The sequence below is a fragment of the Kitasatospora sp. NPDC043950 genome (assembly GCF_056435345.1).
The window spans coordinates 79,341-100,918 of the sequence record NZ_JBWKER010000017.1 but is presented as its reverse complement, the minus strand read 5'-3'; the positions used below and the strand labels follow the sequence as shown (position 1 = coordinate 100,918).

Below are 21,578 nucleotides of genomic sequence, written 5' to 3'. Positions count from 1 at the left end.
AGCCGCCCAGTGTCACCCGGTCGGGGTGAGGCAGCCGCGCTTGGTCGGCGCCCATAGGCCGACAAGGAAGCCTCACGTGAGTCGCACACGAATGTCCACTGTCCTTGCGGCCCCTGCCCGCAAGCCGCGCGCGGCCTGCGGGTGAGTCGTAGGTTCACTGTGACGATCGGTGGCCGATGAGGCATGGGAGTGGTTGTAAGAAGCGGAAATGCCTTCGGTACGGACAGCGGTGTGGCATCGAGGATCGCCCCGTTGGATGTGCGGCAGCCCGCCGTGCAGGATCGAACCCCTCGAACGGAGGCGGAACTGGCGGCGTTACCAAGGCGCTCGAAGGACTACGACTACTCGTCTGCGGCAGTCCTCGGAACGGCGCCGATGAGCCGCGCACCGGCGGGTTGCCTCCGGCACCGGGGTCGTGTCCCAATGAGGTGGTGTAGTGGTCGTTCGCCAACGGTCATGAAATGGGTGGGAGTTCGTTGTGGCCGGGCTCGTTGGGGTAGATCTTCTCCATGCTGGCCTCGGGCAGGTAGCGGCGGGGGAAGGCGGTCCAGGGGCTTCCCACCGAGGCACGGACTGTTTGTAGGCTTATGCGGCAAGTGTCATGCTACTTGACCGGCGCTCGTAGCTGATGAGGCTGAGCTGATCGTTGGCCGGGTGTCTGCGCCAGGTGTTGTACGTGGTCAACCAGCCGAACACGGCGAGTCGGCAGGAGCGGGCCCCGGACCAGCGCCGTGCGCCCTTGAGGGTCTCCCGCTTCAGCGACGCGTGGAAACTCTCGCATGCGGCGTTGTCCGCTGACGTGCCGACAGCCCCCATGGACTGTGTGACACCCAATTCGCCGCAGAGATCGGCGAATTCACGACTCGTGTACTGAGATCCGTGATCCGAGTGGAAGATCGCGCCGTCGAGGTTGCCGCGGGTGGCGGCGCCGACTTCACCCACACCGCCGTCGGCCAGATCATCGACGCCACCGCCCGCAACATCGACGACTACGCCGCCGGCCGCACCAACGAGAACACCCTCGTACCGAGGAACTGACCCGTCGTCCAAGAGGGCGGCCCGGGGATCGGGCGTGTTCAGCCGTGTTTGGACTCCGGGAGGCGGGCGCGGGGGGCGCCGTCCGGGGTGTCGGGGGCGGTGGTGTCCCAGGCCCGCAGGGCCGTGAGGGCGGCGGCGCGGGCGGGGGCCGTCGGGCGGACGCCCTCCGGGGCGAGCAGGAAGTCGGCGACCGGGGTGAGCAGCAGGGTGGCGGGTCCGGCCGGGAGGAGGCGGGCCTCGTCCCACTGGTGCCGGATGACGGTGCGGCGCAGCAGGGTGCCGTGCCGCGGCCGGAGCGGGCGGGCGAGGGATTCGCGGCGGCGGAGTTCGGGGGCGACCTCGGCCTCCAGGACGGTACGCACGCCCCCCAGGGAGCCCAGCGGCACGTGTTCGGCGGCGAGGTCGAGCAGCGCGACGGCCTCCGGGGCGAGCCGGTAGGCGGCGACCACGGCGGCGGTCTCGACGGGCTCGAAGGACTGCCGGCCCAGGCGGGCCACGTCGATCACGTCACCCGCCCGGAAGGCGCGGCCGAGTCCCTCCTCCGCGAGGGCGATCAGGCACTCGACGTGGTCGTCGGCCGCCAGGTAGGGCCGGACCGGGACGGTGGCGAGGTCGCCGGTGAGCGCGGCGGTGCCGAGCCGGATCTGGTACCACGGGTCGAGCAGCGGGTCCTCGGCCGGCCAGCGCAGGGTGACGGAGGTGTGCCGGGGGCGCTCGCCGATCAGGGTGACCTCCACGGACTCCACCGGGTGTTCGGTGACCAGCCGGCTGACGGCCTGCCAGAGCGCGGCCTCGGTGGGGCTGACGAGGGTGAGCTCGCCCAGCGGCCGGGGCAGGTCGGACGGGTAGTAGCCGGCCAGCGGGAGGTCGCGGATCGGGCGCACCCCGGTGGCGTCGGCGAGGTCGCGGGCGATCCGGGCGTAACAGTCGGCCCGGTCGCGGGCGCGCTGAAGTTCTGCGCGGGCGTGCTCGCCCATCCGGACGTCCTCCCGGACGAGCGCGGCGAGCACCAGGTAGGGAAGGTCGCGGGCGCCGCGGGCGCGGTGGAGCAGTTCGACCGGTCCGGCGACCGGGTCGACGTCGAGCAACCGGTAGAGCAGGTCGGTGTTCACTGGCGTCGGCCTCCGAGAGACGTGGTGGTCGCCCGGGCGGCGACACCCGGGGGGTGTGGCGGGCCCGGCGGGTCGTACCGGGCCGACGGCTGGGGCCACACCAGTGATTGTGACGGTGGGCGATCAACACCGGATCACTACGGGGTCGACGATCCCTCGACAGCCCACCGGCTGGCGTGGGTTGATAGTGACTCATCAATCGGGGGGCAGACGCGTGCGTGGGCGGGGGCGGGCACATGAAGCGGGCAGGTGCACGAATGGGTGATTTCCGGTTCTCGGTGCTGGGGTTGATGAGAGCGCAGCGCGGCACGACCGTGCTGAAGGTCGGCAGTCCCCAGCAGCAGGCGATGCTGGCGGTGCTGCTGCTCCGGCCGGGGCACGGCGCGAGCGCCACGGACCTGATCGACGCCCTGTGGGGTGAGGAGCCGCCGAGCACCGCGGTGACGACGGTGCGGACGTACGCCTGGCGGTGGCGCAAGATCCTGCACGGCGACGAGCCGGACGCGCCGACCGTGCTGACCTCGGTCGGGGACGGCTACCGGCTGGTGCTGCCCAAGCACTCCGTGGACGCGGCGCAAGGGGAGGAACTGGCGGCGCAGGCCGAGCGCACGGCGGCCGCCGGACAGCCGCAGCAGGCGCGTGACCTGCTGAACCAGGCGCTGGAGCTGTGGCAGGGCGAGCCGCTGGCCGGCATCCCCGGCCCGTTCGCGCAGCGGCAGCGCCAGCGGTTGCAGGAGCTCCGGCTGACCCTGCTGGAGGAACGGATCGCCCTGGATCTGACGCTGGGCCGCTTCTCCCGGTGCATCCCGGAGCTGACCGCGCTGACCACCGAGCACCCGCTGCACGAGCGGGCGTACGGGCTGCTGATGCGCGCGCTGTACCAGGCCGGGCGGCAGGCGGACGCGCTGGCGGTGTACCGGGGCGTGCGTCAGTTGTTCCTGGACGAGCTGGGGGTGGAGCCCGGGGCCGACCTGGACCAGCTGCACCGGCGGATCCTGGAGGGCGACCTGTCGCTCGCCGCCCCGGCGCCGCCCGTGGCGCTGCTTTCCAACCCGGTGAAGCCGGCCGGGCCCGGGCCCGAGGCGCAGGATCCGCCGGACGGCCCCGCGGCGGCGGGTGCGCCCGCCGCGCCCGCCGGCACCAGCACGGCGTCGCCCAGACCGGCCCAGCTGCCGCCCGACGCGGCGGACTTCACCGGCCGCACCGTCCTGGTCGAGCGGCTGGGCGAGGCCCTCGGCGCCCCGGACCAGCAGGCGCTGGTGATCGCGACCGTGGTCGGCATGGGAGGGGTCGGCAAGACCGCGCTGGCCCTGCACGTCGCCCACCGGGCCCGCGACGCCTACCCCGACGGGCAGCTCTACGTCGACCTGCGGGGCGCCGACACCACGCCGGCCGACCCGGAGGCGGTGCTCAGCAGCTTCCTGGTGGCGCTCGGCGTGCCGGCCGACGGGGTGCCCGAGGGGCTGGACGCCCGCTCGGCGCTGTTCCGCTCGGTGGTCGACGGCCGGCGGCTGCTGCTGGTGCTCGACAACGTCCACGACACCGCGCAGATCAGACCGCTGCTGCCGGGCGCGGTCGGCTGCGCCGTACTCACCACCAGCCGTACCCGGCTCTCGGGCCTGCCCGCGTCCGTCCAGGCCGACCTCGGCGTGTTCGAGCCGGCGGAGGCGCTCGAACTGCTGGGCCGCACGATCGGCGGCGAGCGGCTGGCCGCCGAGCCGGAGGCCGCCCGGGAGCTGCTGCTCGTCTGCGGCCACCTGCCGCTCGCGGTGCGGATCGTGGCGGCCCGGCTGGCCGCCCGGCCGAGCTGGACGGTCCAGACGCTGGGCCGCCGGCTGGCGGTCGAACGGCGGCGGATCGACGAGCTGCGCATCGGCGACCTGGCGGTGGAGGCCGCCTTCGAACTGAGCTACCGCCAGTTGACGCCCGCCCAGGCCCGGGCGTTCCGGCTGGCCGCCTCGGTGGACGGCCCGGACATCGGGCTGCCCGCCGCGGCCGCCCTGCTGGACCTGGACGAGTACGACGCCGAGGACCTGCTGGAGTCCCTGGTGGACGTGGCGATGATGGAGTCGCCGTTCCCCGGCCGCTACCGCTACCACGACCTGCTGCGCGCCTTCGCCCGGCGGCGCCCGGACCACCCGGGCGCGGCTGTGGAGGCCCGTGACCGGCTGCTGGACCACCTGCTGGCCATCGCGTGCGCGGCCTTCCAGCACGCCGTCCCGGGAGATCCGGCCGCCGGTGCGCTCGGGCCGGCCCGCAGCGCGGGCGTGGACCTCGGCGGCCCGGACGGCGCCCGGGCCTGGGCCGAGGCGGAGGGTTCCGGGGCGATCGCGCTCGCCGCCCAGGTGGCGTGCTGGACCGTCGCGGACGACACCGCGCCGGCCCCGGCCGACGGCACGGCACCGGACCCGTTGCGCGCCGCGATCGACCTGCTGATCGCGCTGACGCCGTTCGTCCTCGCCCCGCCCAGCCGCCAGCTCGCCAGTACGGCGGAGGCCCTGGCCGCCGCCGCGGACCACCACGCCGACCACCGGGCAGCTGGTCGGGCGCACTTCCTCCGCGGCAACGTCGCCCTGGCCGCCACCCGGCTGGAGGAGGCCGAGGCGGCCTCCCGGCTGGCGGTGGCCGCCTCCCGCTCGGCGGGCGACACGGTGATCCTGCGCCAGGCGCTGAACGACCTCGGCCTGGTCTGCCAGTTCCTCAGCCGCTACGACGAGGCCGTCGGGCACTACGACGAGGCGCTGCTGCTGGCCCGCGAACTCGGCCACCGCTCCGGGGCGCTGGTGACGACGGTGAACGCCGCGCTGGCCCGGGTGCGCAGCGGGCGGGCCGCCGAGGCCGTGCCGATCTGCCACGAGGCACTGGCCGAGCTGCGGACCCGGCACGACGATCCCGGCCGGGCGTACACGCTGTACGTGCTGGGGCTGGCACTGCACGGGCTGGGGCGGCACGAGGAGGCCGTCACCTGGTTCGGCGAGTGCCTGGCGGTGGCCTCGGCGGCCGGGCTGCGGGCCCGGGCCGCGCACGCCCGCTACCGGATGGCGGACAGTCTGCGCTCGCTGGGTCGGACGGACGAGGCGCTGGAGCACGCCGGGCAGGCGCTGACGCTGTGCGAGGAGCTGGGGGCCGAGCGGGACCAGGGCCAGGCGCTGGTGGTGCTGGGCCGAACGCTGGCGGACCTCGGGCGAGAGGCCGAGGCGTGGGGCCGGCTGCGGGAGGCGCATCGGATCTTCGTCCGGCTGGGGCTGCCGGAGGCGGAGGAGGTGGCGGGGCTGCTGCCCCGGGGGGAGGGTCCGAACGCTTCGGCCGCTACGGCTGCTTCGGCTTCTTCGGCTCCGTCGACGTCGTCGGCTCCGTCCGTCCCGGACGGGCGTCGGGGCGGTGGCCGGGGGGCGTCGGGCGCTCCGGTGACGAGCTGCGGGCCGGGCCGCTGACGAGCTGATGACCGGTCACTGAAGAATCGATCCTGCCGCTTTCCGGTGCGGTCAGGAGCCAGTGCGGTCAGGAACTGGTGCGGTCAGGAGCCGGTGCTGTTCCAGTCGCCGGTGCTGCCGTGGACGGTGCCGGTGGGGCTGGGCTGGGCGGGGGTGGGCGTCGGCGTCGCGTCGCCGCTCACCACCGTCGCCGTCCCGGTGCCGGTGCCGGCCGTCTCCGCCACGGCGGCCGTGGCGGAGAGGCCGGCGCCCAGGGCGACGACCACCCCGAGACCGACCGTGAACAGCCGGAGGCGGGTGGGGGCGGTGGCCGGACGCTGCGTCATCTCTGGTGCTCCCTTGGCTCGCTTCCCCGGTGGGAAGGGCTTCCGTCGTGGTGTGCCACCAGTCTGGCCGGGAGCGTTCAACGGCGGATCTACAGCCGAGCACCACTGATCACGGCCGCCCGTCGAGGCCGTCGTTCAGGCCGCCGCGCGGATCTCCAGGGTGCAGCACTTGACGCTGCCACCGCCCTTGAGCAGCTCGCTGAGGTCCATCCCGATCGGCCGGAACCCGCGCTCCCGCAGCCGCGCGGCCAGGCCGACGGCCGCCTCCGGCAGCACCACGTGCAGGCCGTCGCTCACGGCATTGAGGCCGAACACCGCCGCGTCGGCGCCGTCCACCAGCAGGGCGTCGGGGAACAGCCGGCGCAGGACGGCACGGCTGCCGGCCGAGAAGGCCTCCGGGTGGTACATGATCTCGTCGCCGTCCAGCACGGCCAGCGCGGTGTCCAGGTGGTAGAAGCGCGGGTCGACCAGCTCCAGGCCGATCACCGGGCGCCCGAAGAACTCCTGGGCCTCCGCGTGCCCGTCGGCCACGCTGCGGAAGCCCCGCCCGGCCAGCACGGAGCTCGCGGTCAGCAGCAGGTCCCCCTCGCCCTCGTTGACGTGCTCCGGATCGCGCGTCTCGAAGCCCCGGGCGCGGAACCACTCCAGGTAGGCCGGGCCCTCGGCGGCCCGCTCGGCGTTGCGGAAGCGGGCGCCGAGCACCTTGCCGTCCACCACGGTGGCGCCGTTGGCGGCGTAGACCATGTCGGGCAGGCCGGGCAGCGGGTCGATCAGGTCGACCCGGTGGCCGAGCTCGCCGTAGAGGGCGTGGAGCCGCTCCCACTGGGCGACGGCGAGGTCGGTGTCGACCGGCTTCGCCGGGTCCATCCACGGGTTGATCGCGTAGGTGACCTCGAAGTGGGTCGGACGGCACATCAGGTAGTGGCGCGGGCGGGCGGTGCGGGTCATGGGAGGCTCCATGGGTCGGGAGGGAAGGTCAGGCAGGTCAGGTCAGGTCAGGTACGGGCAGGGCTGGCGGTTCGGGTGCTGCGGCGGTCCGGTCAGGAGACGGGACGCCCGGGGCGCTCGGGCAGCTCGGGCAGCTCGGGCCGCTCGGGGAAGTCGCGCAGGCTCCGCAGCGGGCTCGCCAGCAGCACCCCTCCGGCGGAGAGCAGCACGCCCGCCATGATCCAGATGGTGGTGCGGGCGCCCAGCGCCTCGCCGAGCCAGCCGCCGGCCAGGGCGCCGACGGGGATCGCACCGTAGTTCAGGGTCGCCGCGCTGGCCCGGATCCGGCCGATCATCTCCGGCGGGCAGTAGGCCTGGTTGAAGCTTCCCGCCAGCACGTTCCCGGCGATCACCCCGCCCACCGCGACGGCCCAGGCGAGCGCGCACACCGCCAGCGGCAGCCGCTCCCCCGCGAGCGGCAGCAGGAGGATGAACGGCGCCACCACCAGCTCGCAGAGCAGCAGTCCGCGCGCGCTGCCGAGCCGGCGGGCGATCCGCCGGGCCAGCGTCGCCCCGGCCAGGCCGCCGACGCTGACCACCGCGAACACCATGCCCACCGCGCCCGGTTCGACGCCGACCGACCGGATCAGGAACACCGTCTGCACCGCCTGGATGCCGTTCAGCCCCAGGTTGCCGACGGCGCCGAACAGCGCCAGCGTCCGCAGGTACGGGTCGTGCGCCAGGAAGCGCACCCCGTCGCCGATCTCCCGCAGGAGGCCGCGCCGCGCGGACCGCGGCGGCGGCTGCTCGACCGTCCGGATCCGGCTGACGCAGATCGCGGAGACCACGTAGCTGACGGAGTCCGCGAGCAGCCCGCTGGCCGCGCCGAACGCCTGCGCCAGCAGACCGGCCACGCCCGGCCCCGCGATGTCGGCCGCGGAGGCGCCGGAACGCAGCTTGACGTTGCCCTCCAGCAGGTCCTCCTTGCCGACCAGGGTCGGCAGCACGGCCCCGTAGGCGGTGGAGAAGAACACCTTCACGGCTCCGGTGAGCAGGGCCACCACCACCAGCTGCGGCATGCCGAGCACGCCCAGCCAGCCGGCCACCGGGACGCTCGCGAACAGCAGGAGCAGCAGCAGGTCGCAGACCAGCATCACCCGCAGCCGCGGCCAGCGGTCCACCCAGGCGCCGGCCGGCAGGCCGAGGAACAGCCAGGGCAGCCAGGCGGCGGCGTTCAGCACACCGACCGCGAGCGGGCCGGCGTCCAGCGTGACGACGGCGACCAGGGCCAGTGCCACGCTCCCGACGGCCGTGCCGAGACCGCTGGAGGTCTCACCGATCCAGAGCCGGCGGAAGTCGCCGTGGGCCCACAGGCCCCACCGGCCGCGGGGCGGTCCGGTCGGCGGTGCGGCGGGTGCGGGGACGGTGGTGGTCATCGCGGATCACACTCCAAGCTTCTCGGCGAGCACGGCGGCGATCCGTGCGAGGGACTCCGGACGGGTCAGGTCGCCGTGCCCGCAGGCCAGGCGGTGGCTCTCGATCCGGCCGTCCAGATAGGGCCGCCAAGCCTGCTCGTACGGCCAGTCGGCGGGCTTGGCGAGGGTGGCGCCGAAGAACACGGCGTCGCCCCGGTACTGCTCGGGCAGGTGCTCGGCCATCAGCTTGCGGTGCCGGTCGAACACCTCGGGCAGGACGTCCGCGGCCTCGCCGAGCACGGCCGCCAGGTCGGCCTGGCCGCTGCCGTCCGCCGGGTCGTAGCCCAGCGAGCGCAGCAACTCGGCCAGCGTGTCGGCGGGTTCGGTGGTGGGCGGGGCGGCGTCCGTGCGAACCGCCGGGGCGCCGTCCAACAGGGCCAGCAGGCCGACCGGCGCGCCCTCGGCCCGCAGCCGGACCGCCATCTCCTGGGCGACCACCGCGCCGAAGGACCAGCCCAGCAGGTGGTACGGGCCGGACGGGTGCACCGCGCGGATCTGCCGCACGTAGTCCTCGGCGATCTCGGCGACGCTCGCCGGCGCCCCACCGCGCAGGCCACGGGCCTGGAGGCCGTACACCGGCAGCTCGGGGTCGAGGTGGCGCAGCAGCCCGGAGTAGACCCAGCTGATGCCGGCCGCCGGGTGGACGCAGAACAGCGGGGCCCGGTCGCCGCCGGTGCGCAGCGGCAGCAGGACGTCCAGGGCGTCGGCCGCCGGGCCCTGGTCGAGCCGGCGGTCGAGCCCGGCCACGGTCGGCGCCTCGAACAGCGCCCGCATGCCGAGGTCGACGCCGAGGGCGGTGCGGATCCGGGAGAGCAGCTTCATAGCGAGCAGGGAGTGTCCGCCGAGGTCGAAGAAGCCGTCGTCGATGCCGACCCGCTCCAGGCCGAGGGTCTCGGCGAACAGTGTGCACAGCAGGCGCTCCCGTGGGGTGCGGGCCGGGCGGCCGGCCGGCAGGGCGGCGAAGTCCGGTGCGGGCAGAGCGCGGTGGTCGACCTTGCCGCTGCCGGTCAGCGGCAGGGCGGGCAGCGCGACGAAGGCGGCGGGCACCATGTGGGCGGGTAGGGACTCGGCGGTGAAGGCCCGCAGCCCGGCCGGGTCGAGCGGACGGTCGGTGACCAGGTAGGCGACCAGCCGGGTGCCGCTGTCGTCCGGTCGGACGACGGCTGCGGCGACCTCCGGGTGGCGGGTCAACGCCTGCTCGATCTCGCCGAGTTCGATCCGGAAGCCACGGATCTTCACCTGGTCGTCGGTGCGGCCCAGGTATTCCAGCTCGCCGTCACGGGTGCGGCGGACCAGGTCCCCGGTACGGTACATCCTCGTACCCTCGGCGAACGGGCTGGCGACGAAACGCTCCGCCGTGAGCGCCGCGCGGCCCAGGTAGCCCCGGGCCAGACCGGCCCCCGCCAGGTACAACTCCCCGGGGACACCGGCCGGCACCGGGTTCAGGTGCTCGTCCAGCACGTACCCGGCGGTCCCGGCGACCGTCCGGCCGAGCACCGGCCGCTGGGTGCCGTCGAGCGGCTGCACCAGCGCGTCCACGGTGGACTCCGTCGGACCGTACAGGTTGTACGCCCGGGTCCCCGGCGCCTCCCGCAACCGCGTCCACAGCGCCTGACCGACGGCCTCACCGCCCAGCAGCACGAGCTTCGGGGCGGGGGCGTCGAGCAGTCCCTCCTCGACCAGTTGGGCCGCGAAGGACGGGGTGGAGTTCACCACGTCGAGGCCGTGCGTGCCGACGTGGCGGACCAGGGCGGCCGCGTCGAGGCGCAGGTCGTCGCCGATCAGGTGCAGCTCGTGCCCGGCGACCATCCACAGCACGCCGTCCCACGAAGCGTCGAAGCACAGCGAGGCCGTCAACGCGACCCTCCGCCGCTCCTCACCCGCCATCAGCTCCATCCGGTGGCCCGCCAGCAGCGCCGCGAGGCTCCCGTGCGACACCACCACGCCCTTGGGGCGACCGGTGGAGCCCGACGTGTAGATCACGTACGCCGCATCCGCCGCGCCCAGCCGACGGCTCGGACTCCCCTCCGGACCGGGCACATCCGTGACATCCAGAACGGACAGCCCCGCCAGCACCTCCGGCAACGGCCAGCGCCCGTCACTCAGCACCAGCACCGGCGCCGCATCCTCCAGCGTGTACGCCGTCCGCTCCGCCGGGTACGACGGGTCCAGCGGCAGGTAGACGCCACCGGCCTTCAACACCGCCAGCAACCCCACCACCGACTCCACCGAACGCGGCAGCGCCAACGCCACCACCGACCCGGGGACCACCCCGGCGGCGATCAGCCGGTGCGCCAACCGGTTCGCCCGCGCGTCCAGCTCCGCGAAGGTCAACGCGACGCCCCCGTGGACCAGCGCCACCACCTCCGGAGTCGCCACGGCCTGCGCCTCGAACACGGCCGGAACCAACGGCACCTCCGCCTCCAACGGCACCACCCCGCCCAGCAGTTCGACCCGCTCGACCGGGGACAGCAGCTCCGCCCGACCGATCGGCTGGTCCGGCTCGGCCGCCACGGCCGCCAGCAGCCGGCCGAGCCGGAGGGCGATCGCCTCGGCCGTCTCCCGGTCGAAGAGGTCGGTGGCGAAGTCGATCACGCACTCCAGGCCGGCTGGGGCGCCGTCCGCGTCGAAGGACTCGCCGATGCCGACGCTCAGGTCGAACTTGGCGACCGCGCCACCGGACGGCTCGACGGAGACGTCCAGACCGGCCGCGTCGAGCGGCGCCGCGTCGCCGTCGCCCTGCATCACCAGCATGACCTGGAAGAGCGGGTGGCGGGCCAGCGAGCGGGCCGGGTTCAGCTCCTCCACCAGCCGCTCGAACGGCACGTCCTGGTGTGCGTGCGCGTCGAGTTGGGTCTCCCGGACGCGGGCCAGCAGTTCGGTGAAGCTCGGATCTCCCGAGGTGTCGGTGCGCAGCACCAGGGTGTTGACGAAGAAGCCGACCAGGTCGTCCAGCGCCTCGTCGGACCGCCCGGCCACCACCGAACCGATCGGCACGTCGGTGCCCGCGCCGAGCCGGGTGAGCAGGGCGGCGAGGGCGGCCTGGACGGTCATGAACATCGTCACCCGCTGCGAGCGCGCCAACGTCACCAGTTCGCGGTGGAGTTCGGCGCCCAGCGGATGGACGATCCGGTCGCCGTGGTGGCTGGCGACGGCGCCCCGGGGGCGGTCCGCCGGGAGCGCCAGCTCCTCCGGGAGGTCGGCCAGCGCGTCCCGCCAGTAGGCGAGTTGGCGACTGAGGAGGCCGCCCTGGGCCTGGCCTTCGCCTTCGCCCTCGCCTTCGCCGAGCAGCTCACGCTGCCAGAGCGCGTAGTCCGCGTACTGCACCCGCAGCGGCGCCTGCTCGGGCGCGGCGCCCGCCACCCGCGCCGCGTAGGCCACGGCGAGATCGCGCAGCAGCGGGCCCATCGACCAGCCGTCACCGGCGATGTGGTGCAGCACCAGGACGAGCAGGTGCTCGTCCCGGCCGGCCGGGATCAGGTGGGCCCGGATCGGCAGTTCGGCGGCGAGGTCGAACGGGCGCGAGGTGCAGGCCTCCGGCGCGGTGCCGCCGGGCAGCGGCTCGACGGGGACGCGGGCCGCCTCGGCCGGTCGGATCCGCTGGTACGGGGTTCCGTCCTCCTCCTCGATCACCGTGCGCAGGCTCTCGTGCCGGGCCACCAGGTCGCCGAGGGCGAGCTCCAGGGCCGCGGCGTCCAGCTCGCCCGTCACGCGGAGCACGAGCGGCAGGTTGTAGAGGGCGCTCGGGCCCTCCATCCGGTCGATCAGCCAGAGCCGCTGCTGCGCGAAGGACAGCGGCACCCGCTCGGGCCGCTCGGCCCGGGCGCTCAGCGCGAGCCGGTCGCAGCCCGCGTCGAGGCGGCCGGCGAGCCCGGCCGCGGTCGGCGCCTCGAAGACGTCCCGGATACCCAACTCCACACCCAGCACGGACCGGACCCGGCTCAGCAGCCGGGTGGCGAGCAGCGAGTGCCCGCCCAGCGCGAAGAAGTCGTCGTCGGCGCCGACCGCGTCCAGGCCGAGCACCTCGGCGAGCAGGCCGCACAGGATCTCCTCCTGCGGGCTACGGGCCGTCCGGCCGCCGGCCGCCGCCAGGGCGGCGAAGTCCGGGGCGGGCAGAGCACGGCGGTCGACCTTGCCGCTGCCGGTCAGCGGCAGGGCGTCGAGCGGCACCACGGCGGCGGGCACCATGTAGCCGGGCAGCGACTCGCCGGCGAACCGGCGCAGCGCGTGGGCGAGTTCGGGGGCGGCGGCGCCGTCCACCGCGCAGTAGGCGACCAGCCGGCGGTCTCCTTCGCTGCTCTCCCGAACGGTCACCACGGTCTGGCGGACGGCGGGGTGGCGGGTCAACGCCTGCTCGATCTCGCCGAGTTCGATCCGGAAGCCACGGATCTTCACCTGGTCGTCGGTGCGGCCCAGGTATTCCAGCTCGCCGTCACGGGTGCGGCGGACCAGGTCCCCGGTACGGTACATCCTCGTACCCTCGGCGAACGGGCTGGCGACGAAACGCTCCGCCGTGAGCGCCGCGCGACCCAGGTAGCCCCGGGCCAGACCGGCCCCCGCCAGGTACAACTCCCCCGGAACACCCGCCGGCACCGGGTTCAGGTGCTCGTCCAGCACGTACCCGGCAGTCCCGGCGACCGTCCGGCCGAGCACCGGCCGGTCCGCGCCGTCGAGCGGCTGCACCAGCGCGTCCACGGTGCACTCCGTCGGACCGTACAGGTTGTACGCCCGAGTCCCCGGCGCCTCCCGCAACCGCGTCCACAGCGCCTGGCCCACGGCCTCACCGCCCAGCAGCAGGAGGCCCGGCGCCGGTGCTTCCAACAGTCCTTCTGCCAGGAGCTGTTCGGCGTACGAAGGGGTGACCTCCAGGACGCCGATTCCGGCCTCGCGCACGTGGCGGACCAGCAGGGCGGCGTCCCGGCGGACCTCGTCGCCGATCAGGTGCAGCTCGTGCCCGGCGACCATCCACAGCACGCCGTCCCACGAAGCGTCGAAGCACAGCGAGGCCGTCAACGCGACCCTCCGCCGCTCCTCACCCGCCATCAGCTCCATCCGGTGGCCCGCCAGCAGCGCCGCGAGACTCCCGTGCGACACCACCACGCCCTTGGGGCGACCGGTGGAGCCCGACGTGTAGATCACGTACGCCGCATCCGCCGCGCCCAGCCGACGGCTCGGACTCCCCTCCGGACCGGGCACATCCGTGACATCCAGAACGGACAACCCCGCCAGCACCTCCGGCAACGGCCAGCGCCCGTCACTCAACACCAGCACCGGCGCCGCATCCTCCAGCGTGTACGCCGTCCGCTCCGCCGGATACGACGGGTCCAGCGGCAGGTAGACACCACCGGCCTTCAACACCGCCAGCAACCCCACCACCGACTCCACCGAACGCGGCAGCGCCAACGCCACCACCGACCCGGGGACCACCCCGGCGGCGATCAGCCGGTGCGCCAACCGGTTCGCCCGCGCGTCCAACTCCGCGAAGGTCAACGCGACGCCCCCGTGGACCAGCGCCACCACCTCCGGAGTCGCCACGGCCTGAGCCTCGAACACAGCCGGAACCAACGGCACCTCCACCGCCAACGGCACCACCCCGCCCAGCAGTTCGACCCGCTCGACCGGGGTGATCAACGGGAGCAGCCCGATCCGGGTGTCCGGCCGCTGGACGGCCGCCGTCAGCAGCCGCGCGAAGTGGCGGACGACCGTCTCGGCCGTCTCCCGGTCGAAGAGGTCCGTCGCGAAGTCGAGCGCGCAGTCGATCCCGGCGGGTTCGCCCTCCGGGTCGAAGGACTCCTGGGCGATCAGGTTGAGGTCGAACTTGGCGACTCCGGTGGCCGCCGGCAGCGCCTCGCCCCACAGGCCGGTGGGCGACGCGTCGGCCTGCTCGTTGTTCTGGAGCACCAGCATGACCTGGAAGAGCGGGTGGCGGGCCAGCGAGCGGGCCGGGTTCAGCTCCTCCACCAGCCGCTCGAACGGCACGTCCTGGTGCGCGTAGGCACCGAGGTCGGTCTCCCGGACGCGGGCCAGCAGTTCGGTGAAGCTCGGATCGCCCGAGGTGTCGGTGCGCAGCACCAGGGTGTTGACGAAGAAGCCGACCAGGTCGTCCAGCGCCTCGTCGGACCGCCCGGCCACCACCGAACCGATCGGCACGTCGGTGCCCGCGCCGAGCCGGGTGAGCAGGGCGGCGAGGGCGGCCTGGAGGGCCATGAACACCGTCACCCGCTGCGAGCGCGCCAACGCGACCAGTTCGCGGTGGAGTTCGGCACCCAGGAGTTGCGACACCCGGTCACCGTGGTGGCTGGCGACGGCGCCCCGGGGGCGGTCCGCCGGCAGCGTCAGCTCCTCCGGGAGGTCGGCCAGCGCGTCCCGCCAGTAGGCGAGTTGGCGGGCGGCCAGGCTCTCCGGATCGACCTCCTCGCCGAGCAGCTCTTGCTGCCAGAGCGCGTAGTCCGCGTACTGCACCGGCAGCGGCGCCCGATCGGGCGCGGTGCCCGCCGCCCGGGCCGCGTAGGCCTCGGCGAGATCGCGCAGCAGCGGGCCCGTCGACCAGCCGTCGCTCGCGATGTGGTGCAGTACCAGGACCAGCACGTGGTCCTGGTCGGCGGTGCGCAGCAGGACGGCCCGGAGCGGGAGTTCGGTGGCCAGGTCGAAGGCCCGGCGAGAGGCCGCGTCGACGGCCTCGGCGACCTCGTCGGCCGGGCAGTCCCGGACGTCGAAGGGCACCGCCGCCGCGTCGGCCGGGCGGATCAGCTGGTGGGGCTCGCCGTCGGTCTCGACGATCACCGTGCGCAGGCTCTCGTGCCGGGCCACCAGGTCGCCGAGGGCGAGTTCCAGGGCCGCGGCGTCCAGCTCCCCGGCCAACCGCAGGGCCAGCGGCGAGTTGTAGAGGGCGCTCGGGCCTTCCATCCGGTCGATCAGCCAGAGCCGCTGCTGCGCGAAGGACAGCGGCACCCGCTCGGGCCGCTCGGCCCGGGCGCTCAGCGCGAGCCGGTCGCAGCCCGCGTCGAGGCGGCCGGCGAGCCCGGCCGCGGTCGGCGCCTCGAAGACGTCCCGGATGCCCAACTCCGCACCCAGCGCGCCCCGGACCCGGCTCAGCAGCCGGGTGGCGAGCAGCGAGTGCCCGCCGAGGGCGAAGAAGTCGTCGTCGGCGCCGACCGCGTCCAGGCCGAGCACCTCGGCGAGCAGGCCGCAGAGGATCTCCTCCTGCGGGGTGCGGGCGGCCCGGCCGCCGGCGAGGGCGGCGAAGTCCGGGGCCGGGAGCGCGGCACGGTCCAGTTTGCCGTTGGCGTTCAGCGGCAGGGCGGGCAGCGGCACGATGGCGGCCGGGAGCATGTAGCCGGGCAGTGTCTCCGCGGCGAAGGCGCGCAGTCCGGCCGGGTCGAGGGGGCCGTCGGCGACCACGTAGGCGACCAGGCGCAGGCCGCTGTCGTCGGGCAGGACGGCGGCCCGGTGCACCTGCGGGTGCGCGGCCAGGACGCTCTCGATCTCGCCGAGTTCGATCCGGAAGCCGCGAACCTTGACCTGGTGGTCGGTGCGGCCGAGGTACTCCAGCTCGCCGTCGCGGGTGCGGCGGACCAGGTCCCCGGTGCGGTACATCCTCGAGCCCGCCGCGAACGGGCTGGCGACGAAACGCTCGGCGGTCAGCCCCGGCCGATTCAGGTAACCCCGGGCCAGCCCGGCCCCCGCCAGGTACAGCTCCCCGGGGACGCCGACCGGCACCGGGTTCAGGTACTCGTCCAGCACGTACCCGGCGGTCCCGGCGACCGTCCGGCCGAGCACCGGCCGCTGGGTGCCGTCGAGCGGCCGGGTGAGGGCGTGCACGGTGGACTCGGTGGGGCCGTACATGGTGTGGCCGGCGGTCAGCGGGGACGCGCACAGCCTGCTCCACAGGCCCTGGCCGATGGCCTCCCCGCCGAGCAGCAGCAGCTTCGGCGCGGGCTCCTCCAGCAGGCCCTCCTCGACCAGTTGCTCGGCGTACGAGGGGGTGACGTGCAGCGTGTCGATCCCGGTCTCGCGCACGTGGCGGACCAGCAGGGCGGCGTCCCGGCGGACCTCGTCGCCGATCAGGTGCAGCTCGTGCCCGGCGACCATCCAGAGCACGACCTCCAGCGAGGCGTCGAAGCAGAGCGACGCGGTCAGCGCGGCCCGCAGCCGGCCGTGCGCCGCCTCGGCGTCCGCGATCATCGTGGCCCGGTGGCCGGCCAGCAGGGCCGCGAGGCTGCGGTGCGGCACCAGCACGCCCTTGGGGCGGCCGGTCGAGCCGGAGGTGTGGATCACGTACGCGGCGTCCGCCGCGTGCAGGCGGGGCCTCGGGTCCTGGGCCGGGCCGGGCTCGTCCGTGACGTCCAGGACGGGCAGGGCGGCCAGCAGTTCGGGCAGCGGCCAGCGGGCGTCGGTCAGCACCAGGGCGGGCGCGGCGTCCGCGAGCATGTGCGCCGTCCGCTCCGCCGGGTACTCGGCGTCCAGCGGCAGGTAGGCGCCGCCGGCCTTGAGCACCGCCAGCAGCCCGACCACCGTCTCCGCCGAGCGCGGCAGGGCGAGGGCCACCACCGATCCGGGGGCCACCCCGGCGGCGATCAGCCGGTGCGCCAGCCGGTTGGCCCGCGCGTTCAGCTCCGCGAAGGTCAGCGCGGTGCCCGCGTGGACCAGCGCCACCGCCTCCGGGGTGGCCGCGGCCCGGGCCTCGAACACGGCCGGGAGCAGCGGCGGTTCCCCGGCCGACGCGGGGCCGGCCGTCAGCGCGGCCCGCTCGGCCTCGGGCAGGACCTCGGCGGCGGTGACGGCCAGGTCCGGGTCGGCGGCGGCCTGCCGCAGGATCAGGACCAGCGCGGCGCCCAGCCGTTCCGCCGTCTCCCGGTCGAACAGGTCGGTGGCGTACTCCAGCCCGCCCGCGAGCCCGCCCGGGGTCCCGTCCGCGCGGTGGCGCTCGGTCAGCGACAGCTTGAGGTCGAACTTGGCGGTGCCGTAGTCGACGGGCTCCTCCGCCGCCGCCACACCGGGGAAGGACGGTCCGGCCTCGGCGGCGGTGGCGAAGGTCAGCATCACCTGGAACAGCGGGTGCCGGGCCAGCGAGCGGACCGGGTTGAGCTCCTCGACGAGGCGCTCGAACGGCGTGTCCTGGTGCTCGTACGCCGCGAGGTCGGTGTCCCGGACGCGGCGCAGCAGTTCGGCGAAGCCCGGCCGGCCGGAGAGGTCGGTGCGCAGCACCAGGGTGTTGGCGAAGTAGCCGACCAGGTCGGTGACGGCCTCGTCGAGGCGGCCGGCGACCGGAGTGCCGATCGGCAGGTCGGTACCGGCGCCGAAGCGGTGCAGCAGGGTGGCGTAGGCGGCCTGGAGGACCATGAACAGGGTCGCGCCGTGCTGGGCGGCGAGCTCGCCGAGGCGGGCGTGCAGTTCGGCGTCGAGTTCCAGCGGGACGACGGCGCCGCGGTGGGTGGCGACCGGCGGCCGGGGGCGGTCCACGGGCAGCGGCAGCTCCTCCGGCAGGTCGGCCAGCGCGTCCCGCCAGTAGGCGAGTTGGCGGGCGGCCAGGCTCTGCGGGTCGTCCTCGTCGCCGAGCAGGGCGTGCTGCCAGAGCGCGTAGTCGGCGTACTGGACGGGCAGCGGCTCGCCGTCGGGGGCGCGGCCGGCGAGCCGGGCCCGGTAGGCGTCGGTGAGGTCGCGGTAGAGCGGGCCCAGCGAGGCGCCGTCCCCGGCGATGTGGTGCAGGACGAGGACCAGGACGTGCTCGTCCGGGCCCTCGGGCCGCAGGTAGGCGTGCAGGGGCAGGTCGGCGGCCAGGTCGAAGGTGTGGCGGGCGAGTTCGTCCACCGGCCGGTCGGTGGTGGTGAGCAGCGGGGCGGTCGGCCCGCCGAGGATGTGCTGGTGGGGGGTGCCGTCGTGGACGGCGAAGACGGTGCGCAGGGCCTCGTGCCGCCGGACGGTGTCGCCGAGGGCGTCGGCCAGGGCGGCGGGGTCGAGCGGGCCGCGCAGCCTCAGGGCGAGGGTCACGTTGTAGGTGGCGGCGGGGCCCTCGGCCTGGGCGAGGAACCAGAGGCGGCGCTGGGCGAAGGAGAGCCGCACCCGGTCGGGCCGGGGGCCGGGCCGCAGCGCCGGGCGGGCCGGGGCGGGCACGTCGGCCGCGCGGTCGGCGAGCCGGTCGGTGAGCCCGGCGACGGTGGGGGCCTGGAAGAGGTCGCCGATGGCGAGTTCGATGCCGAGTTCGGCGCGGGCCCGCCCGGTGAGGCGGGTGGCGAGCAGCGAGTGGCCGCCGAGGGCGAAGAAGTCGTCGTCGATGGTGATGTCGTCGATGCCGAGCAGGTCGCCGAAGAGCTCGCACAGAGCCCGTTCGCGCTCGTCGCGGGGCTCGCGGCCGGTGCCGTCGGCAGCGACGTCCGGGGCGGGCAGGGCCCGGCGGTCGACCTTGCCGTTGGCGTTGAGCGGCAGCGCGTCGAGCAGGACGACGGCGGCGGGGACCATGTAGCCGGGCAGCGTGGTGCCGGCGAAGGTGCGCAGCTCGGCCGGGGTGAGCGAGGCGTCGGCGGTGCAGTAGGCGACCAGCCGGGTGTCGCCGGGGCGGTCCTCACGGGCGATCACGATGACCTGGCGCACGGCGGGGTGGCGGGAGAGCGCCGCCTCGATCTCGCCGAGTTCGATCCGGAAGCCGCGCAGCTTGACCTGGCCGTCGATCCGGCCGAGGAACTCCACGGCGCCGTCGGCGCGCAGCCGCACCAGGTCGCCGGTGCGGTACATCCTCTCCCCGGGCGCGTACGGGCAGGCGACGAACCGCTCGGCGGTCAGGCCCGGACGGTTCAGGTAGCCCCGGGCCAGCCCGGCACCGGCGATGTACAGCTCTCCCGGGACGCCGGGCGGGACGGGGCACAGCCGGGCGTCGAGGACGTAGCTGCGCATGGCGTCGAGCGGGCCGCCGATCGGCACCCGGGGGCCGTCGAGGTCGGCGTGGACGAGCGGGTGGTGGGTCGCGAAGGTGGTGGTCTCGGTGGGCCCGTAGACGTGGGCGAGCAGCAGGTCGGGGCAGGCGTCCAGGACGCGCCGCATCAGGGTGCCGGAGGCGGCCTCGCCGCCGGTGCAGACGACCCGCAGGGCGGCGAAGGTCTGCGGGGCCTGCTCGGCGACGAGGTCGAACAGGGCTTTGGTGAGGAAGACGGCGGTGACGTCGTGGCGGGTGGTGACGGCGTGCAGGGAGGTGGCGTCGAGGGCGCCGGGCGGGGCCACCACGACGGTGCCGCCGGCCAGCAGGGGCGTCCAGATCTCGTAGGTGGCGGCGTCGAAGGCGTGCGGGGAGTGCAGCAGGACCCGCTCGTGCCGGCCGTCCTGCCAGCGCCGGTCGGCGGCGAGGTCGAGGACGTCGCGGTGGCGGACGGCGACGCCCTTGGGGCGGCCGGTGGAGCCGGAGGTGTACATCGCGTAGGCGAGCTGGTCCGGGTGGACGGGCACGCCGGGGCGGTGGGCGGGGGCGGCCGCCTCGTCGCCGGGGCGGACCACCACGGCCCGGTGCGGGAAGCCCGGGTCGGCGCGGTCGGTGAGCAGCACGGGGGCGCCGGTGTCGGCGAGCACGTCGGTCATCCGCTCGGGCGGCAGGCCGGGGTGCATGGGCACGTAGCAGCCGCCGGCCTTGAGGATCGCCAGGGTGGCGACGACGACGTCGACGGAGCGCTCCATCAGCATCGCGACGGGGGTCTCGGTGCCGACGCCGAGGGCGATCAGGTGGTGGGCGAGGCGGTTGGCCCGGGCGTCGAGTTCGGCGTAGCCGAGGGTGCCGCCGTCGTGGGCGAGGGCGGTGGCGTGCGGGGTGCGGTCGGCCTGGCGCTCGAAGGACTCGGCGAGGGTCCCGGGCCGGCCCGGGGCGCCGGTGGCGTTCCACTCGGTGAGGATGCGGGTGCGCTCCTCGGGGGCGAGGACGTCGAGGGTGGCGATGGGGGCGTGCGGGTCGGCGGCGGCACCGGTCAGCAGCAGGCCGAGCCGGTCGGCCAGGGCGGCGACGGTGGTGTGGTCGTAGAGGTCGGCGGCGTACTCGATCGAGCCGGTGAGCCCGGCGGGGGCGCCGTCGGGGCCGTGGCGTTCGGCGATGCCGATGTTGAGGTCGAACTTGGCGACCCGCAGGCCGATCGGTTCGGGTGCGGACTCCAGCCCGGGCAGGTCGAGTTCGGCGTCCTGTCCGTGGTTCTGGAGCACCAGCAGGGTCTGGAACAGCGGGTGGCGGCCGAGGGCGCGGGTCGGGTTGAGCTCCTCGACGAGGCGCTCGAAGGGGATGTCCTGGTGGGCGAAGGCGTCGAGCTGGGCCTCCCGGACGCGGCCGAGCAGCTCGGCGAAGCTCGGGTCGCCGGACGTGTCGGCGCGCAGCACGAGGGAGTTGACGAAGAAGCCGACCAGGTCGTCCAGGGCCTCGTCGGCGCGGCCGGCGAGGCCGGTGCCGAGCGGGACGTCGGTGCCGGCGCCGAGCCTGGTGAACAGTGCGGCCAGGCCGGCCTGGAGGACGGTGAACAGGGTGGTGCGGTGCGCGCGGGCGAGGTCGAGCAGGGCGCTGTGCAGGTCGGCGCCCCAGGTGAGGTCGACGGAGTCGGCGGCGCCGGTGGGGGCGGGCGGCCGGGGGCGGTCCGTCGGCAGCTCCAGTTCCTCCGGGAGGCCGGCCAGCGCGGTTCGCCAGTGGTCGAGTTGGCGGGCGAGCAGGCTCTCGGGGTCGCGCTCGTCGCCGAGCAGGTCGCGCTGCCAGAGCGCGTAGTCGGCGTACTGGACGGGCAGCGGCTCCCAGTGGGGGGCGCGGCCGACGAGCCGGGCCCGGTAGGCGGTGGCGAGGTCGCGCAGCAGCGGGCCGAGCGACCAGCCGTCGCCGGCGATGTGGTGCAGGACGACGAGCAGCACGTGCTCGGTCGGAGCGAGGGTGAACACCGTGACCCGGATGGGCAGTTCGCGGCTCAGCTCGAAGGTCTCGGCGGCGGCCGCGTCCCGGCGGGCGGGGTAGTCGTCCGGTGCGCAGTCCACGACCAGGAAGCGCGGCTGCGCCTCCTCGGCCGGCAGGATCTGCTGCACCGGGACTCCCCCGGCCACCGGGAACACCGTACGCAGGGCCTCGTGCCGGGCGACCACGTCCACCGTCGCGGCGCGCAGCGCGGCGGTGTCGAGCTCGCCGCGCAGGCGCAGGGCGAACGGAAGGTTGTACAGCGCGGTCGGCCCCTCGATCTGGTCGATCAGCCAGAGACGCTGCTGTGCGTACGAAACCGGGATCACGGTGCTTCCTCTACTCACGTCACGGCACGGGGTGGTCTG

Annotated in this window: 6 protein-coding genes and 2 pseudogenes; 2 read left to right on the top strand and 6 right to left on the bottom strand. The window is 74.9% G+C overall.

Annotated elements, in window-relative coordinates; translation table 11 throughout:
• Positions 1-585 precede the first annotated feature (585 nt).
• Positions 586-927: pseudogene (locus AC07BF_RS14180) on the bottom strand (transposase); the annotation flags it as partial.
• On the opposite strand from AC07BF_RS14180, the pseudogene AC07BF_RS14175 reads away from it, so the two are divergent.
• Positions 928-1,038, top strand: a pseudogene (locus tag AC07BF_RS14175) (2-hydroxyacid dehydrogenase); the annotation flags it as partial.
• A 38-nt stretch (positions 1,039-1,076) separates the two neighbouring features.
• Here AC07BF_RS14175 and AC07BF_RS14170 read toward each other — a convergent pair.
• The gene (locus AC07BF_RS14170) at positions 1,077-2,150 is read right to left on the bottom strand and encodes a hypothetical protein (protein WP_478333408.1); all 1,074 of its coding nucleotides are present in this window, start codon (positions 2,148-2,150) and stop codon (positions 1,077-1,079) included.
• A gap of 257 nt (positions 2,151-2,407) precedes the next feature.
• Here AC07BF_RS14170 and AC07BF_RS14165 point away from each other — a divergent pair, with 257 nt between their 5' ends.
• Positions 2,408-5,584, top strand: a complete 3,177-nt coding sequence (locus tag AC07BF_RS14165) for an AfsR/SARP family transcriptional regulator (protein ID WP_478333407.1) — start codon at positions 2,408-2,410, stop codon at positions 5,582-5,584.
• 83 nt (positions 5,585-5,667) lie between these two features.
• Here the strand turns inward: AC07BF_RS14165 and AC07BF_RS14160 are convergent, their stop codons facing one another.
• The 4 genes from AC07BF_RS14160 to AC07BF_RS14145 all read right to left on the bottom strand — a co-directional run bounded on the left by AC07BF_RS14160 (position 5,668) and on the right by AC07BF_RS14145 (position 21,539).
• Positions 5,668-5,910 (bottom strand): hypothetical protein, encoded by a 243-nt coding sequence (locus AC07BF_RS14160; RefSeq protein WP_363589313.1) that lies wholly within the window; start codon positions 5,908-5,910, stop codon positions 5,668-5,670.
• Between the two features lie 135 nt (positions 5,911-6,045).
• Positions 6,046-6,858, bottom strand: coding sequence for a dimethylargininase (ddaH, locus tag AC07BF_RS14155; protein WP_400985934.1), 813 nt, complete (start codon positions 6,856-6,858; stop codon positions 6,046-6,048).
• Between the two features lie 92 nt (positions 6,859-6,950).
• Positions 6,951-8,273: an MFS transporter gene (locus AC07BF_RS14150; protein WP_363629436.1), complete on the bottom strand. Its 1,323-nt coding sequence runs from the start codon at positions 8,271-8,273 to the stop codon at positions 6,951-6,953.
• A gap of 6 nt (positions 8,274-8,279) precedes the next feature.
• Positions 8,280-21,539 (bottom strand): non-ribosomal peptide synthetase, encoded by a 13,260-nt coding sequence (locus tag AC07BF_RS14145; protein WP_478333406.1) that lies wholly within the window; start codon positions 21,537-21,539, stop codon positions 8,280-8,282.
• Between the last annotated feature and the right edge of the window lie 39 nt (positions 21,540-21,578).

Coding starts and splice junctions, on each gene's coding strand:
- AC07BF_RS14165 (WP_478333407.1), top strand. CDS start 2,408: ATGGGTGATTTCCGGTTCTCGGTGCTGGGGTTGATGAGAGCGCAGCGC.
- AC07BF_RS14160 (WP_363589313.1), bottom strand. CDS start 5,910: ATGACGCAGCGTCCGGCCACCGCCCCCACCCGCCTCCGGCTGTTCACG.
- ddaH (WP_400985934.1), bottom strand. CDS start 6,858: ATGACCCGCACCGCCCGCCCGCGCCACTACCTGATGTGCCGTCCGACC.
- AC07BF_RS14150 (WP_363629436.1), bottom strand. CDS start 8,273: ATGACCACCACCGTCCCCGCACCCGCCGCACCGCCGACCGGACCGCCC.